13 protein-coding genes are annotated in these 14198 nt (G+C 74.8%); 6 read left to right on the forward strand and 7 right to left on the reverse strand.

The features are described from left to right. Window positions 1-225: 225 nt before the first annotated feature. The gene (locus ACFYYT_RS26830; protein WP_351831144.1) at window positions 226-1539 is read left to right on the forward strand and encodes a lipase family protein; all 1314 of its coding nucleotides are present in this window, start codon (window positions 226-228) and stop codon (window positions 1537-1539) included. A 55-nt stretch (window positions 1540-1594) separates the two neighbouring features. Here the strand turns inward: ACFYYT_RS26830 and ACFYYT_RS26835 are convergent, their stop codons facing one another. The 3 genes from ACFYYT_RS26835 to ACFYYT_RS26845 all read right to left on the reverse strand — a co-directional run bounded on the left by ACFYYT_RS26835 (window position 1595) and on the right by ACFYYT_RS26845 (window position 5087). Then, window positions 1595-3148 (reverse strand): PTS transporter subunit EIIC, encoded by a 1554-nt coding sequence (locus ACFYYT_RS26835; protein WP_351831146.1) that lies wholly within the window; start codon window positions 3146-3148, stop codon window positions 1595-1597. A gap of 67 nt (window positions 3149-3215) precedes the next feature. Beyond that, the gene (gene murQ / locus ACFYYT_RS26840) at window positions 3216-4139 is read right to left on the reverse strand and encodes an N-acetylmuramic acid 6-phosphate etherase (RefSeq protein ID WP_351831148.1); all 924 of its coding nucleotides are present in this window, start codon (window positions 4137-4139) and stop codon (window positions 3216-3218) included. Window positions 4140-4151: 12 nt separating this feature from the next. Next, entirely contained in the window at window positions 4152-5087 is a 936-nt protein-coding gene (locus ACFYYT_RS26845; RefSeq protein WP_351831151.1) for a MurR/RpiR family transcriptional regulator, read from the reverse strand. A gap of 84 nt (window positions 5088-5171) precedes the next feature. Here ACFYYT_RS26845 and ACFYYT_RS26850 point away from each other — a divergent pair, with 84 nt between their 5' ends. Continuing rightward, the gene (locus ACFYYT_RS26850) at window positions 5172-5549 is read left to right on the forward strand and encodes a hypothetical protein (RefSeq protein WP_351831152.1); all 378 of its coding nucleotides are present in this window, start codon (window positions 5172-5174) and stop codon (window positions 5547-5549) included. 7 nt (window positions 5550-5556) lie between these two features. Beyond that, a complete protein-coding gene (locus tag ACFYYT_RS26855; protein ID WP_351831154.1) occupies window positions 5557-5823 on the forward strand; it encodes a DUF4031 domain-containing protein in 267 nt (88 codons plus the stop codon). Between the two features lie 22 nt (window positions 5824-5845). On the opposite strand, the gene ACFYYT_RS26860 is transcribed toward ACFYYT_RS26855, so the two are convergent. Both ACFYYT_RS26860 and ACFYYT_RS26865 read right to left on the reverse strand, forming a co-directional pair. Further along, window positions 5846-7099 carry a Cmx/CmrA family chloramphenicol efflux MFS transporter gene (locus ACFYYT_RS26860; RefSeq protein WP_351831161.1) on the reverse strand — a complete coding sequence of 418 codons (1254 nt, stop codon included), beginning with the start codon at window positions 7097-7099 and terminating at the stop codon, window positions 5846-5848. A gap of 81 nt (window positions 7100-7180) precedes the next feature. Further along, the gene (locus ACFYYT_RS26865; protein ID WP_351831156.1) at window positions 7181-7837 is read right to left on the reverse strand and encodes a hypothetical protein; all 657 of its coding nucleotides are present in this window, start codon (window positions 7835-7837) and stop codon (window positions 7181-7183) included. Between the two features lie 119 nt (window positions 7838-7956). On the opposite strand from ACFYYT_RS26865, the gene ACFYYT_RS26870 reads away from it, so the two are divergent. After that, entirely contained in the window at window positions 7957-8643 is a 687-nt protein-coding gene (locus ACFYYT_RS26870) for a copper homeostasis protein CutC (protein WP_351831158.1), read from the forward strand. A 323-nt stretch (window positions 8644-8966) separates the two neighbouring features. Here ACFYYT_RS26870 and ACFYYT_RS26875 read toward each other — a convergent pair whose 3' ends face one another. Further along, window positions 8967-10940 (reverse strand): HelD family protein, encoded by a 1974-nt coding sequence (locus ACFYYT_RS26875; protein ID WP_385324112.1) that lies wholly within the window; start codon window positions 10938-10940, stop codon window positions 8967-8969. Between the two features lie 409 nt (window positions 10941-11349). Between ACFYYT_RS26875 and ACFYYT_RS26880 the strand changes: the two genes are divergently transcribed. Then, window positions 11350-11535 carry a hypothetical protein gene (locus tag ACFYYT_RS26880; protein ID WP_351828024.1) on the forward strand — a complete coding sequence of 62 codons (186 nt, stop codon included), beginning with the start codon at window positions 11350-11352 and terminating at the stop codon, window positions 11533-11535. Window positions 11536-11599: 64 nt separating this feature from the next. After that, a complete protein-coding gene (locus ACFYYT_RS26885) occupies window positions 11600-12490 on the forward strand; it encodes a glycosyltransferase family 87 protein (RefSeq protein WP_351828026.1) in 891 nt (296 codons plus the stop codon). Here ACFYYT_RS26885 and ACFYYT_RS26890 read toward each other — a convergent pair. Then, window positions 12456-14099, reverse strand: a complete 1644-nt coding sequence (locus ACFYYT_RS26890; RefSeq protein WP_351828029.1) for a DNA repair helicase XPB — start codon at window positions 14097-14099, stop codon at window positions 12456-12458. The genes ACFYYT_RS26885 and ACFYYT_RS26890 overlap by 35 nt on opposite strands. Between the last annotated feature and the right edge of the window lie 99 nt (window positions 14100-14198).

Genomic DNA, 14198 nt, shown 5'->3' on the forward strand with positions numbered 1-14198 from the left:
CCACCCCCCCGGGGCGGGGGGGGGCGGCGGCAGCTTTTTCTTCCGGTCTCGGCCGGCCCCCCCCCCGGGCGGGGGGGGGGCGGGGGGGGGCGCCGCCCCCCCCCCCCCCCCCGACACAGCACATATGAAACATCATCATGTGTGACAAATAGGTCATATCTCCCTAGTCTCTGCTCCGGCGCCGAGCACATCGGCCGATGAGCCGATGAAGGGACAGGACCGAGGATGAGACGACGGGTATCGGGGATCGCCGCGGCCGTGGCGGCGGCCCTCGCACTGGGCTTCGGCGGCACCGCCGCCACGGCCGCCCCCACCGGCAACCCCGACGGCGGCAAGGGCCGGGCCGAGTGCGCGCCGGGCGTGCCTCTCGGGCCCGAGGGCGAGCGGTTCTACGACCCGCCGTCGCCCCTGCCCGAGGGGGAGCACGGCGACCTGATCTGGGCCCGCCGCGTGCAGGCGCCCGGTGGCGCCCGCGCCTGCCGGATCCTCTACCTCTCCACCCTCGGCGACGGCAGGCCCGTCGCCGTGTCCGGCATCGTCGCCTGGCCCGACCGGGCGGCGCCGCGCCAGGGCCGCAACGTGGTGGCCTGGGCGCACGGCACCGTCGGCGGACCGCGGACGTGCGCCCCCTCCGCCGTACCGGACCCGGCCGTCGACCTGGTCGACTACTTCACGTACGAGAGCCCGTGGGGCATCGACGTCGGCGTCCCGGCGCTCACCGACCTCCTCGCGGCGGGCGACGTCGTCGTCGGCACCGACTACCAGGGCCTCGGCACCCCCGGCGTGCACCAGTACGTCGTCGGGGCCACCGAATCCCGCAACGTCCTGGACTCCGTCCGCGCGGCCCGCCAGATCGACCTGACCCACGCCAACGACAAGGCCGCGGTGCTGGGCTGGTCGCAGGGCGGCGGCGCGGCGATGTTCATCAACCAGACCGTCCGCCGCTACACCCCCGAGACCAGGCTGGTCGGCGTGGCGGGCCTGGCCCCCGCGGCCGACATCGGGCCGGAGTTCGAGGGCCTGGTACTGCCCGGCCCCACCGACGCCACCTCCCCCTCCCATCAGGCGGCGCTGCGCGTCAACGTCTACCGGGGCTTCCTCGCCGCGTACCCGGAGCTGCGCGCCACGGACGTGCTGAGACCGGCCGGACTGGACGCCCTCCAGGGCGATGGGGTGGCCTGCATCGAGCACTTCTCCGACGTCATCCAGAACAACGTGGGCAACACCGGACAGCTCGACACCCTGTTCACGCCGGTGCCGCAGGTACCGCGGGCCTGGTACGAGCGCTTCCACGAGAACACCCCGGGCTACGCGGCGGGGGTGGCGCCGGTCCTCGTCATGCAGGGGACGGCCGACACCGTCATCAACCCGAACTCGACGACGGAGTACGTGAAGCGGGCCTGCGGCTTCAGCCAGCCCGTCCAGTACACCAAGTACCAGGGCGCGACGCACCAGACGATCCCGTTCGTGGCCCGGAGCGAGTACCTGGCCTGGATCGCGGACCGCTTCGCGGGCCGTACGGCGCCGTCCAACTGCTGAGGCGCCGGGGCTGCCCCCGCGGGCCGGGCCCCCGCGCCGCGGCCCGCGGGGCCGGCTACGCCGCCACCGGCTCCTTCGCCGGTCCGGCGGCCCCGGCGTCCGCGGCCGGGTCCGGCTCCGCATCGGTGTTGAGGTCCTCCAGCATCCGCCGGGTGAAGCCGAAGAAGTAGGTCGCGGCGAAGCCGACGAGGTAGCCGGTCGCGAGCCCGCCCGCGTACACGGCGACGGTCACGCCCGGCCCCGAGCTGCCCGACAGCAGCGGGAACAGCGCCCAGCCGGAGGGGCCGATGGCCGTCGAACCGAAGCTCACGCCCAGCTGGTTGCAGAGGCCGACGAAGGCGCCGCCCGCCGCGCCGCCCGCGCAGGCGGTGACGAAGGGGCGGCCCAGCGGCAGGGACACCCCGTAGATCAGCGGCTCGCCGACGCCCAGGAAACCGGCCGGGAGCGCGGACTTGATGGTGGCGCGCAGCGAGCGGTTGCGCGGCAGCCGGCAGTAGACGGCGAGGGCCGCCCCGACCTGGCCCGCGCCCGCCATGGCGAGGATGGGCAGGAGCACGGTGTAGCCGGTCTGCTCGATGAGGGTCGTGTGGATCGGGATCAGGGCCTGGTGCAGGCCGAGCATCACCAGGGGCAGGAAGAGCCCGCCCAGCACGAGCCCGGCGAAGGCGCCGCCGGTGGCCAGCAGCCAGGTGGCGAAGCCGCCGGTGGCGGAGGCGACCTCACCGGCGAGGAACATCAGGCCGAAGAGGGTGACCAGGCCGCAGACCAGCACGGTGAGGGTGGGCGTGACCAGCACGTCCAGCGTCTCGGGGACCCACCTGCGGCACCACTTCTCCACCTGTACGGCGAGCAGTGCGGCCGCCAGCGCGCCCAGGACGCCGCCCTGGCCGGGGGAGAGGTGCTGGCCGAACGCGTCGATCTTCGCGACGCCGGGGAAGACGATGACCGCGGCGACCGCGCCGCCCAGGACGGCCGTGCCGCCGAACTCCTTCGCCGTGTTGTAGCCGACGAAGACGGCGATGAGGGACATGAAGCCGCTGCCGATCGCGGCCAGCGCCGGGACCAGGCCGGGGAGCCAGCCGAGGTTGGTGAGCAGGCCGCCCAGCCCCGCGATGACGCCGCAGCCGATGAGGGCGGGGATCAGCGGGACGAAGATGTTCGCGACGCGGCGCAGGAACAGCTTGAACGGGGTGGCGTTGCGCGCCTTCTGGGCGGTCTTCAGGTCCGCGCCCCGGTGGGCGAGGTCGGCCGCGGTCACGGGCCCCAGCGCGGGCCCCGGCGCGGGCGCGGGGGCCGTGGCGGGGGCCGGGGCGGGGGCGGTGGCGGGGGAGGCGGGGGCGGCCGGTGTGCGCCCCGCCGCGAGCAGGGCCTCGAACTCCGGGGTGACGCGGGCGACGGCGCCCGGCCCCAGCACGATCTGGTAGGTGTCGTCCTCGACCACGCCCAGGACCGCGGGGAGCGCCTTGAGCTCCGCGTCCCGCACGAGCGAGCGGTCGCGCAGCGTGACCCGCATCCGGGTCATGCAGTGCGCGACGGAGGTGATGTTGTCCGGGCCGCCGACCAGAGGAAGGATCGCGGCTGCGGTGGCGCGGTTCTTGTCAGTGGACATGGTGGGGTCGCCTTGGGTTGGGGGAGCGGGCGGGGCGAGCGGGGCGGGGCGGGTGGGGAGCGGACGGTCAGCGGGCCGCGTCGAGGGCCGCCCGCAGGTGGCCCCCCGACGCGTCGAGGAGCGCGGCGGCGGTGGGGCCGTCCACGGCGCCGAGGAGGACGAGGACGGCGTTCTTGACCTCGCCGCCGGTGGCGGTGAGGGCGGCCTCGATCTCCGCGTCGGACGCGCCGGTGGCCAGGGCGACGATGCGGCGGGAGCGGGCGCGCAGCTTCTCGTTCGAGGCGCGCACGTCGACCATGAGGTTCCCGTACGTCTTGCCGAGGCGGATCATCGTGACCGTCGAGATGAGGTTCAGTACGAGCTTCTGGGCGGTGCCCGCCTTCAGCCGGGTCGAGCCGGTGAGCAGTTCGGGGCCGACGACGACCTCGATGCCGTGCTCGGCGGCCGCGGCGAGCGCGGAGCCGGCGTTGCAGGACAGCCCGACGCTGAGCGCGCCGCGGGTACGGGCGAACTCGACGGCGCCGATCGCGTACGGGGTGCGGCCGGAGGCGGAGATGCCGACGACGGTGTCGTCGGCGCCCAGGTCGAGGGCGGTGAGGTCCGCCGCGGCCAGTTCCGCGGAGTCCTCGGCGCCCTCGACGGCCTTGACCAGCGCGGTCGGGCCGCCCGCGATCAGGCCGACGACCTGCGCCGGGTCGGTGTTGAAGGTGGGCGGGCACTCGCTGGCGTCCAGGACCCCGAGGCGCCCGGCGGTGCCCGCGCCCGCGTAGACCAGGCGGCCGCCACGGGCCATGCGGGCGGCGATCGCGTCGACCGCGGCGGCGATGGCCGGGAGCTGCCCGGCGACGGCGGCCGGGACGGTGGCGTCCTCGGCGTTCATGACGCGGACGAGCTCCAGGGTGGGGAGCCGGTCGATCTCGGCCAGCTCCGGGCGGAAGGCCTCGGTGGTCAGGGTGTCGAGCTGGGCGCGCAGGGCGGCGTACGCGGTCATGGGCGGGGGCTCCTAGCGGGCGGTGCGGGGCGGGCGGTGGCGGGGGGCGAGGGCCTCGTACGAGGCGGCGAGCGCGGGTGCGGCGGTGTCGTAGGTCCGCTGCGCGACGCCGACGAACAGGCAGTCGACGACGAGGAGCTGGCTGGTCCGGCTCGACATGGCGGCCGGGCGCAGCCCGCTCTCGCGGGCGGCGGAGGTGGCCAGGACGAGGTCGGCGTGGCGGGTGACGGGCGCGCCGGGGCGGCCGGTGACCGCGATGGTCGTGGCGCCGTTCCCGAAGGCGTGGCGCAGCGGGTCGATGACGTCGCCGGTGCCGCCGGAGTGGGTGACGGCGACGGCCACGTCCCCGGGGCGCAGCAGGACGGCGTGGGTGACGGCGAGGTGGGGGTCCTGGTGGGCGTGCGCGATCAGACCGATGCGCGCCAGCTTCTGGGCGAGGTCCTGGCCGACGAGGCCGGAGGCGCCGACGCCGTAGATGTCGATGCGGCGGGCGGTCGCGAGGGCGTCGACGGCGGCGGCCAGCTGGGTGAGGTCGAGTCCGGCGGCGGTGTCGGCGAGGGTCCGCGCCTCCTCGTGGGCCAGCTTGGCGACCACGTCGGCGAGGGGGTCGTCGACGGCTATGCCGACGTCGAGGGCGGCCGCCGGGTCGGATTCCTGGCGGGCGGCGAGGGCGGCCAGCGCCAGGCGCAGGTCGCGGTAGCCGGGGTAGCCGAGGAGGCGGGCGGCGCGGACGACAGTGGCCTCGCTGGTGCCGGTGCGTTCGGCGAGGGCGGTGACGGTGAGCCGGGCGCATCCGGCGGGATCGGCGGCGACGGCTTCGGCGACGGCCCGCACGGACGGGGTCATGGAGGCCGCGAGCGAGCGGACGCGGGAGCGCAGGGCCGCGGGGGCGGGGTGCTCGGGGGTGGGGTGCTCGGGGGTGAAGGTTTCCTTCGTGATCTGGCTCACCCGTGAAAGCTATTTTCGGTGGGGGCGGCCGTCAAGACGCCATGAGCCTTCTCCGTCCGGCCGGTACGGGGCCACAATGGGCGCATGGACCACGCGACCCCCCTGGAACAGGCGCTGCACATCGCCCGTGCCCTTGTGCTCGCCGACCTCGCCGCCGGTGAGGTCGCCGATGCCGACGTCGTCTCCCTCGTGGAGGACTCCGTCACGCACCGCCGGTGGTGGGTGGAGCAGTGGCCCGAGGGCGTCGACTACCTCGCCGGACTCGTCGCGCAGGACGTGAAGGACGCCCTGCTGGAGAAGTACGGGCGCTGGCCGCTGTGCCCGGTGTGCGGGCACGGCGAGCCGCACGCGCTGGACGTGGAGCCGGAGCTGGGGCCCGATCCGCACTGGGTGTGTTCGGAGGCGGGCGTGCGGGTGGCGGCCGTCGGGGGCCTCGGCCCCGTCTTCCACCCGGGCAGGTGAGCCGCCCGTGACGGTCTACATCGACCCGCCGGTCTGGCCCGGGCACGGCCGCATGTGGTCGCACCTGGTCAGCGACGTCTCGTACGAGGAACTGCACGCCTTCGCGGCGGCCATCGGCTGCCCGGCGCGGGCCTTCGAGCGGGACCACTACGACGTGCCCGCGCACCGGTACGCGGACGCGGTCGGGGCGGGCGCGGTGGAGATCGGCAGCAAGGAGCTGGTGCGGCGGCTGACGGAGGCGGGGCTGCGCAGGCCGAAGGGCCGCCCGGCCTGAGCGGGGCGGCCCGGGCCGGGGTCTACGCGTCGGCCGGCTGCGGGGCGGCGGATCCCGGGGCGGCGGAGCCTGCGGTGGCGGAGCCCGCGGTGGCGGATCCCGAGGCGACGACGCGGGTCGCGCGGGGCCGCGTACGGCGGTCCAGGCGCAGGGCGATCACGGTGAGGGCGAGGGCGGCCAGGGTCATGGCGCCGCCCGCCCAGGCGGGGCTGACGAAGCCGTGGCCGGAGTCGATGACGGTGCCGCCGAGCCAGGGCCCGCCGGTGTTGCCCAGGTTGAAGGCGGCGGTGGTGGTGGCTCCGGCGAGGGTGGGGGCGGCTCCGGCGACGTTGAACATGCGGGCGTTGAGGGCCGGGGCGGTGGCGAACGCCGAGAGGCCGAGCAGGAACGACAGGGCGACGGCGGCCACCTGCACCGAGGCCAGCAGCGTCAGCGCGGCGAGGAAGACGGTGGAGGCGGTGATGCCCCAGAGCATCACCCCGAAGAGGTGCGCGTCCGCGATCCGGCCGCCGACGGTGGTGCCGGCCAGCGCGCCCGCGCCGAACAGGGCGAGGACCCACGGCACCCACTTCGAGTCCAGCCCGGCGACATCGGTGAGCAGCGGGGACAGGTAGCTGAAGGCGCAGAAGACGCCGCCCGCGGCGAGCGCCGTGATGCCGATCGCCAGCCATACCTGGCGGTCGCGGTAGATGCGCAGCTCGCGTCCGAGGCGCGGCTTCTCGGCGGGCAGCGGGATCTTCGGGATCAGCGCCAGGATCCCGGCCAGGGCGATGGCGGAGGCCACGCCGACCGACCAGAAGGCGGCCCGCCAGCCGAACGTCTCGCCGAGGAAGGCGCCCGCCGGGACCCCGAGGACGTTGGCGATGGATAGGCCGCCGATCATGACGGCCATGGCGCGGGCCCGCTGGTCCTTGTCGACCATGGCGATGGCGACGGCCGCGCCGACGGCCCAGAACCCGGCGCAGGCGAGGGCCGAGACCACGCGGGAGGCGAAGAGCAGCCCGTACGAGGGGGCCAGCGCGCCCGCGACCTGCCCGAGGCCGAAGAGGGTGATCAGGGCGATCAGGGTGGTGCGGCGCGGCAGGCGCAGGGTGGCGACGGCCAGCAGCGGGGCGCCGACGACCATGCCGATCGCGAACGCCGATATCAGCAGCCCCGCCTGCGGGATCGTGACGCCCATGTCCTCGGCGATCGGTGGCAGCAGCCCGGAGAGCATGAACTCACTGGTGCCGAGCGCGAAGACGGACAGGCCGAGGATGTAGACGGCCACGGGCATGCGGGGGCGTACGGAAGCTGCGGGCATGACTTTCACAAACCGCCGCGAACGTGGACGCATTCCCGGGTGGGGCGTCGTATGTCAGGTCAGGGCGTCGAGCTCGGCGGCGAGGTTGCGCCGGGCCGGGGCCTCCCAGTGGGCGGCGCCGTAGGGGGTACGGAAGAGGCGGGGCAGGCCGAGGAGCTGGCGCAGGACGGCGGCGCGGCCGGCCCGGAAGTCCTCGTCGGGGACGAAGCCGTACTCCGCGCGGACGGCGGCGGCATAGGCGGCGTACCGCTGCGGGGAGCCGGCGAGGACGGCGAGGTCGGCGTCGCAGAGGGCCTCGCCGTTGGTGTCGCCGGGGGCGGGGTCGTGGGTGACGGTGAGCCGGACCAGGCGGGCCACCTCGGCGGTGCGGGCGGGGTCGATGCCGAGCTCGGGGAGGGCGCGCTCGGCGAGGGCGGCGCTGCGCTCCTCGTTCTCGGAGCGGTCGGGACGGTAGACGGCGTCGTGGAACCAGGCGGCGAGCTCGACGGCGCTGGGGTCGGCGGCGTGCGGGGCGAGCTCGTCGGCCCGAGCCAGTACGTCGGCCAGGTGGGCGGTGGTGTGGTAGCGGCGCTGGGGCTCCGCCCAGGCGGCCAGGAGGCGGTCGGCGTAGGGGGCGGGGTCGCGGTCCGGGTCGGCGCCGGCGGCGGTGACGGTCGCCCGCCAGCGGGCGCGGAGGGCGGTGGTGTCGCGGTGCGCGGCGTCTGTGTTCATGCGCACATTGTGGGGGTGGCGTGATGTCGCTGGTGAAGGGCGGGTGCGGGCCCGTACCCTGAATATTGGACTAGACCTATTTTCCATACCCGAACAACCGGAACATAAGGACGGCATCGATGAGCAACCGTGCGCTCCTGGAGGTGATCGCCCTCGACGCGGAGGACGCGGTCGCCGCGCAGGCGGGTGGGGCGGACCGACTCGAACTGGTCACCGACATGGCCGCCGACGGGCTCAGCCCGTCGCGCGAGACCTTCGCGGCGGTCAGGGCGGCGGTCGACATTCCGCTGCGCGTGATGCTCCGCAGGGCGGACGGGTTCGCCGCCGGTGACGTCGCCGCACTGGCCGGGACGGCGCGGGGGCTGCGGGCCGAGGGGGCGCGGGAGTTCGTCCTCGGGTTCCTGAACCCGGACGGCGGCCCGGACCTGGCGGCCGTCGAGGCGGTCCTGGCGGAGCTCGACGGCTGCCGGTGGACCTTCCACCGGGCCATCGACCGGGCGGCGGACCGGGACCAGCTGCGGAAGGCCCTGGCGGACCTGCCGGGGCTGGACACCTATCTGACGGCGGGGTCGGCGGCCGGGGTCGCCGACGGGCTGCCCGTGCTGCTGGCGGAGGCCGCGAGGGCGGGCGAGCCGGGGTACGGGGCGCGGATGCTGGTCGGCGGCGGGCTGACGCTGGCGCACCTGCCGGAGCTGCGGGCGGGGGGCGTCGACGCCTTCCACATCGGCGGGGCGGCGCGGCCCGACGGGTGGGGGCGGCCGGTGTCGGCGGCGGCGGTGGCGCGGTGGCGCGAGGCGCTGGGGTAGGAGCCGGCGCCCTTCGGGGGGCCGGCTCGGGGCGGTGGTGCCGGTGGCGGGGGCGGGGCGTCGGGGGTGGGGTACCGGGCGGGCCGGGGGCGGGGCGTCGGGGGCGGGCGGGGGTGCCGGGCGGGCCGGGGGCGGGGGGGGGTGCCGGCCGGGGCGGGCATGATTTATGGCGCCCTGTCGGAGGTGGGCGGTCGAGCGGTACCGCGCGCCAACAAATCACGTTTGAGCCCCGGCCGGCACCCCACCCCACCCCCGGCCCTCAGGTCGTTCCGGCCCGTTACTCGGCCGTCGGTTTGTCCCGCCCCGCTGTGGTCCCTGGGGTGTCAGGTCAGGGCTGGGGGGAGGGGGGTGGTGTGGAGGGCCGTCAGGCCGGAGACCGCGCGGGTGAGGCAGACGTAGAGGCGGCGCAGGCCCGTGCGCTCGTCCGGTTCGCCGGAGACGATCGCGGCGGGCTCGTCCAGCACCACGTAGTCGTACTCCAGGCCCTTCGCCAGCGAGGCCGCCACCAGCGTCAGCCGCGACTGCGCCGTGGTCTCCTCGCCGGGCGACAGGTACGGCAGCCCCGCCGCGAGCAGGGCCTCCGCGAGGGCGGGGATCCGGGCGTCCGCCGCGATCAGGCCGATCGAGCCCTCGTGCGCGAGGGAGTCCCGGCAGGCGGCGACGACGTCCGCCGTCAGGTCCGCCGACTCCCTCACCACCAGGGAGCCCGGGGTTTCGCGGACCGAGGAGACCGGGGCCAGGCCCGGGGAGATGGCCGGGAGCAGCCGGGACGCGTACGCGATCACCTCGCGCGGTACGCGGAAGCCCGCCGTGAGCTCCTCCACCGCCGCTTCGGGCTTACCGAGGTGCGTGAGGGCCTCGTCCCAGCTGCGGGTGGCCCACGGGGTGGTGCCCTGCGCGAGGTCGCCGAGGACGGTCGCGGAGCCGGTCGTGCAGCGGCGTCCGACGGCCCGGTACTGCATCGGGGACAGGTCCTGGGCCTCGTCGAGGACGACGTGGCCCAGCGAGGGGGTGCGTTCCACCAGGTCCGCGGCCTCGTCGATAAGGACCAGGTCCGCCGCGGACCACTTCGCCGACTTCACGCTGCGGAAGGGCTTGGGCCACAGCAGGAGGCGCTGCTCGTCGGCCGTGAGGACGCCGTCGGCGTGCGCGGCCAGGAACTCCGGGTCCGAGAGGAGGCGCAGGACCAGCTTGGCCGGTTCCAGCGGGGGCCAGACCGCCTTGACGGCCGCCTTCACCGCCGCGTTGCGGGCCACCGCGTCCTGCACCCGGTCGTCGGGGGCCTCTCCGGCCTGTTCCATGCGGACGAGGACCGTGTGCGCGATGCGCTGCGGGAGCGCGTCGCGGGCCGCCCCGTAGCGGATGTCGCGGTTCTGGAGTTCGGCGACGATCTCGGCGAGTTCGTAGGCCGGGACGCGCCAGCGGCGCGAGCCGCGGACCACCATGAGGGGTTCGGCCGGCTCGGTGACGTGGGAGCGGACCGCGCGGCGCAGGACCGTGGCCATCCGGGCGTCGCCCTTGATCACGGCGGTCGGGGCGGTGTCGGTGCCGCGTACTTCCAGGCCCTCGCGGGCGACGAGGTCGTCGACGGTGGCCTGCTTGACCTCCAGCTCGCCCAGCGCCGGCAGGACCTGCTCGATGTAGTGGAGGAAGGACCGGTTCGGGCCGATGACCAGTGTGCCGGTGCGGGCGAGACGCTCGCGGTGCGCGTAGAGGAGATAGGCGACGCGGTGCAGGCCGACGGCGGTCTTCCCGGTGCCCGGGCCGCCCTGGACGCAGACGGATCCGGACAGTCCGGAACGGACGATCTCGTCCTGCTCGGGCTGGATCGTCGCGACGATGTCGCGCATGGGGCCGACGCGGGGGCGTTCGATCTCCTGCTGGAGGAGCCTGCTGACGGCGGCCGCTTCGGCGGGGTCGGAGAGGTGCTCGTCCTCGTAGGCCGTCAGTTCGCCGGCGGTGTATCCGAAGCGGCGGCGCAGGGCGATGTCCTGCGGGTCCTTCTTGGAGGCGCGGTAGAAGGGCTGGGAGACGGGCGCGCGCCAGTCGATGACCATGGGGTCGCCGTCGGCGTCGTGGACGTGGCGGCGGCCGATGTAGAACTGCTCGCCGCCCGCGCCCTCGGCCAGCTCCGCGCCCGGGGCGTGCAGGTAGTCGAGGCGGCCGAAGAAGAGCGGGGTGTGGGAGAGGTCGGCGAGGGCCTTGATGCGGTCGTCGATCTGGGCCTGGAGGACGACCGCGTTGACCCAGTTCGCGGTGACGTCGCGGATGTCGAGGGCCTCCACGTCCTCGCGCATCGCGCGCAGGGCGGAGCGCGAGGCGCTCAGGTGGGCACGTTCGCGGCCCAGGGGGTCGGTCGCGGCGGCTTCGGGGGTGGTGTCGGGGGCGTGCGCGGGCACGGGACTGCCTCCAGCGGTGCGGCAACGGATGCCCGCCGGTTTCCGTCCGGCGGGAGGCTCTCCCCGAAAGGGCGACGGGAGGCGGCAAGAGCGGAGATTGTAGTCAGCGGGGCCGGTCGCCGCGAACGGATTACCGGGGCGGAGGTCCCGGGGCGGCAGGGACCTCCGTACGGGTGTCATACGGGGGAGTGTCAGACCTCAGGGGTGCCCGTAGGGGTCGGCATGGGCCGGGAGGAGGAGGCCGGGGGCCGTGCGGTTCCGTCCGCAGGGCGATGTGGATCCGGGGCGGGCAACGCACCATGGATACATGAGCACCGCAACCTTCACCCCGATCCAGGGCGGCCGCCCGAGCGGCGCCACCGCAACCTCCGCCTCCCGTCCGCGCTACCGCTTCGGCGATGTGCTGCGCGCCGCGAAGGTCTTCACCGCGACCGCCGTGAGCGTCGTCGTCCTGGGTGAATACGCCGAGGACGCGGGCGTCATACGCCGCTGAACAGCGCCGGACGCGTGGCCTGATCCCGGCGTCGGCCGGGTGCTGATCCACTAAGGTCACGCGCGTGACCCGCAGCCCCGATCTCCGCCGCTCGCCGTCGCCCCTGGTCGGAGTGCTGGTCACGGGCCCGCTGCTGGTGCTGGGCGTGCTGTGCGTCAGCTGGCGCATCCCGGCCGCCGACGCCCTGCTGGGTGAATTCTCCGGGGCCGAATGGCATCCGCCCGCCGCCTACCCGCCGTTCGCCGCGATCTTGTTCACGCCGGCCTCCTGGCTGCCGGCCGCCGTGCTCAAGGCCGTCCTCGTCCTCGGGAGCGGCTGCCTGCTCGCCCTGCTCGTCCTGCTCTCCTGCCGCCTGGGCCGGCTGAGGGCCCGGCCGGGCGGGGTGCTCGCCGTGACCATCGCCGGACTCTGGCTGGAGCCGCTGTTCCAGAGTCCGCTGCCCGGCCAGATCAACCTGGCGCTGGCCTGCCTCGCCCTCTGGGACCTGGGCCGGCCGCGCTTCGCGCTCGGCAAGGGCTTCGCGCTGGGCATCGCCGCCGGGATCACGCTGACCCCCGCCGTCTTCATCCCGTACCTGCTGGTGACCCGCCGCGTCCGGGCCGGGCTGACGGCGCTGGCCGGATTCGCCGGGACCGCCCTGCTCGGCCTGCTCGTCCTGCCGCAGGCCTCCGCCGACTTCTGGGCCCGCCACCTCCCGGCGACCGGGCGGGCCCTGCTGCTGGACTGGGCGCACCTGTGGGTGTGGTGCGTACCGCTGCTGTCCGTGCTGGCCGGGGCGCTCGCCCGGCGTCCTGCCCGCCGCCCGGGCCGTCCGGGCCGCCTGGGCCGCCTGGGACGGACTGGCCGCCCGGGCCGGCCGGGCGCGCTGCCGCGCCCGGCGGGCACCGTTCCCGTGCCCCGGCCGCCCCTGGGGCCCGGGGTCAGTCGCTCGCCAGCAGCTCGTCGGCGTCCATGATCCGGTAGGCGTACCCCTGCTCGGCGAGGAAGCGCTGCCGGTGCGCGGCGAAGTCCTGGTCGATGGTGTCGCGCGCGACCACCGAGTAGAACCGCGCCTCGTGCCCGTCCGCCTTCGGACGCAGCACCCGGCCCAGGCGCTGTGCCTCCTCCTGCCGGGAGCCGAAGGTGCCCGACACCTGGATGGCGACGGTCGCCTCGGGCAGGTCGATGGAGAAGTTCGCCACCTTCGAGACGACCAGCACGCTGATCTCGCCCTCGCGGAAGGCGTTGAAGAGCTTCTCGCGCTGCGCGTTGGAGGTCTCGCCCTTGATGACGGGCGCGTCCAGGTGCTCGCCCAGCTCGTCGAGCTGGTCGATGTACTGGCCGATGACGAGGGTCTGCTCGCCCTGGTGCTTGCGCACCAGCGCCTCGGTGACCTTGCGCTTCGTCGCGGTCGTCGCGCAGAAGCGGTACTTCTCCTCGGTCTCGGCGGTCGCGTACGCGAGGCGCTCCGAGTCGGTGAGGTTGACGCGGACCTCGACGCAGTCGGCGGGCGCGATGTAGCCCTGCGCCTCGATCTCCTTCCACGGCGCGTCGAAGCGCTTCGGCCCGATGAGGGAGAAGACGTCCGACTCCCGGCCGTCCTCGCGCACCAGGGTCGCGGTCAGGCCGAGGCGGCGGCGGGCCTGGAGGTCGGCGGTGAACTTGAAGACCGGCGCGGGCAGCAGGTGCACCTCGTCGTAGAGGATCAGGCCCCAGTCCCGGGAGTCGAAGAGCTCCAGGTGCGGATAGACGCCCTTCCGCTTGGTCGTCAGCACCTGGTAGGTGGCGATCGTGACGGGCCGGATCTCCTTGCGGGTGCCGGAGTACTCGCCGATCTCCTCCTCCGTCAGCGTGGTCCGCTTGATCAGCTCGTGCTTCCACTGCCGGGCCGAGACGGTGTTCGTCACCAGGATCAGCGTGGTCGCCTTCGCCATGGCCATCGCCCCGGCGCCGACCAGCGTCTTGCCCGCGCCGCAGGGCAGCACGACCACTCCGGAACCGCCGTGCCAGAAGCCCTCGACGGCCTGCTGCTGGTAGGGGCGCAGCGCCCAGCCGTCCTCGACCAGGTCGATCGCGTGGGCCTCGCCGTCCACGTACCCGGCGAGGTCCTCGGCCGGCCAGCCCAGCTTGAGCAGGGTCTGCTTGATCTGCCCGCGCTCGGAGGGGTGGACGGCCACCGTGTCGGGGTCCAGCCGCGCCCCGACCAGCGGGGTGATCCGCTTGGACCGCAGGATCTCCTCCAGCACCGGCCGGTCGGTGCTGGTCAGCACCAGCCCGTGGACGGGGTCCTTGGACAGGGTGAGCCGCCCGTAGCGGGCCATCGTCTCGGCGACGTCGACGAGCAGCGCGTGCGGGACGGGGTACCGGGAGAACTCCACGAGCGCGTCGACGACCTGCTCGGCGTCGTGCCCGGCGGCCCGCGCGTTCCACAGCCCGAGCGGGGTGATCCGGTAGGTGTGGATGTGCTCGGGCGCCCGCTCCAGCTCGGCGAAGGGCGCGATGGCCCGCCGCGCGGCCCCGGCGAGCTCGTGGTCGACTTCGAGCAGGAGGGTTTTGTCGCTCTGGACGATGAGAGGCCCGTTCACAGACGCCCCTTTCCGGCGTGGGGTGCCCGTCCGGACGCGGACGGGCAAACCTCCAGTCTGCCGTATCGCCGGGCGGGCGGGAGGGTTCTGCGCCGCGCG

Source organism: Streptomyces sp. NPDC002032 (assembly GCF_042890765.1).
Lineage (GTDB): Bacteria > Actinomycetota > Actinomycetes > Streptomycetales > Streptomycetaceae > Streptomyces.

Excerpts from the sequence above, each read along its gene's own strand:
- ACFYYT_RS26865 (WP_351831156.1), bottom strand. The coding sequence starts at position 7,837 with ATGAACACAGACGCCGCGCACCGCGACACCACCGCCCTCCGCGCCCGC.
- ACFYYT_RS26850 (WP_351831152.1), top strand. The coding sequence starts at position 5,172 with ATGGACCACGCGACCCCCCTGGAACAGGCGCTGCACATCGCCCGTGCC.
- ACFYYT_RS26860 (WP_351831161.1), bottom strand. The coding sequence starts at position 7,099 with ATGCCCGTGGCCGTCTACATCCTCGGCCTGTCCGTCTTCGCGCTCGGC.
- ACFYYT_RS26875 (WP_385324112.1), bottom strand. The coding sequence starts at position 10,940 with ATGCGCGAGGACGTGGAGGCCCTCGACATCCGCGACGTCACCGCGAAC.
- ACFYYT_RS26830 (WP_351831144.1), top strand. The coding sequence starts at position 226 with ATGAGACGACGGGTATCGGGGATCGCCGCGGCCGTGGCGGCGGCCCTC.
- murQ (WP_351831148.1), bottom strand. The coding sequence starts at position 4,139 with ATGACCGCGTACGCCGCCCTGCGCGCCCAGCTCGACACCCTGACCACC.
- ACFYYT_RS26880 (WP_351828024.1), top strand. The coding sequence starts at position 11,350 with ATGAGCACCGCAACCTTCACCCCGATCCAGGGCGGCCGCCCGAGCGGC.
- ACFYYT_RS26870 (WP_351831158.1), top strand. The coding sequence starts at position 7,957 with ATGAGCAACCGTGCGCTCCTGGAGGTGATCGCCCTCGACGCGGAGGAC.
- ACFYYT_RS26835 (WP_351831146.1), bottom strand. The coding sequence starts at position 3,148 with ATGTCCACTGACAAGAACCGCGCCACCGCAGCCGCGATCCTTCCTCTG.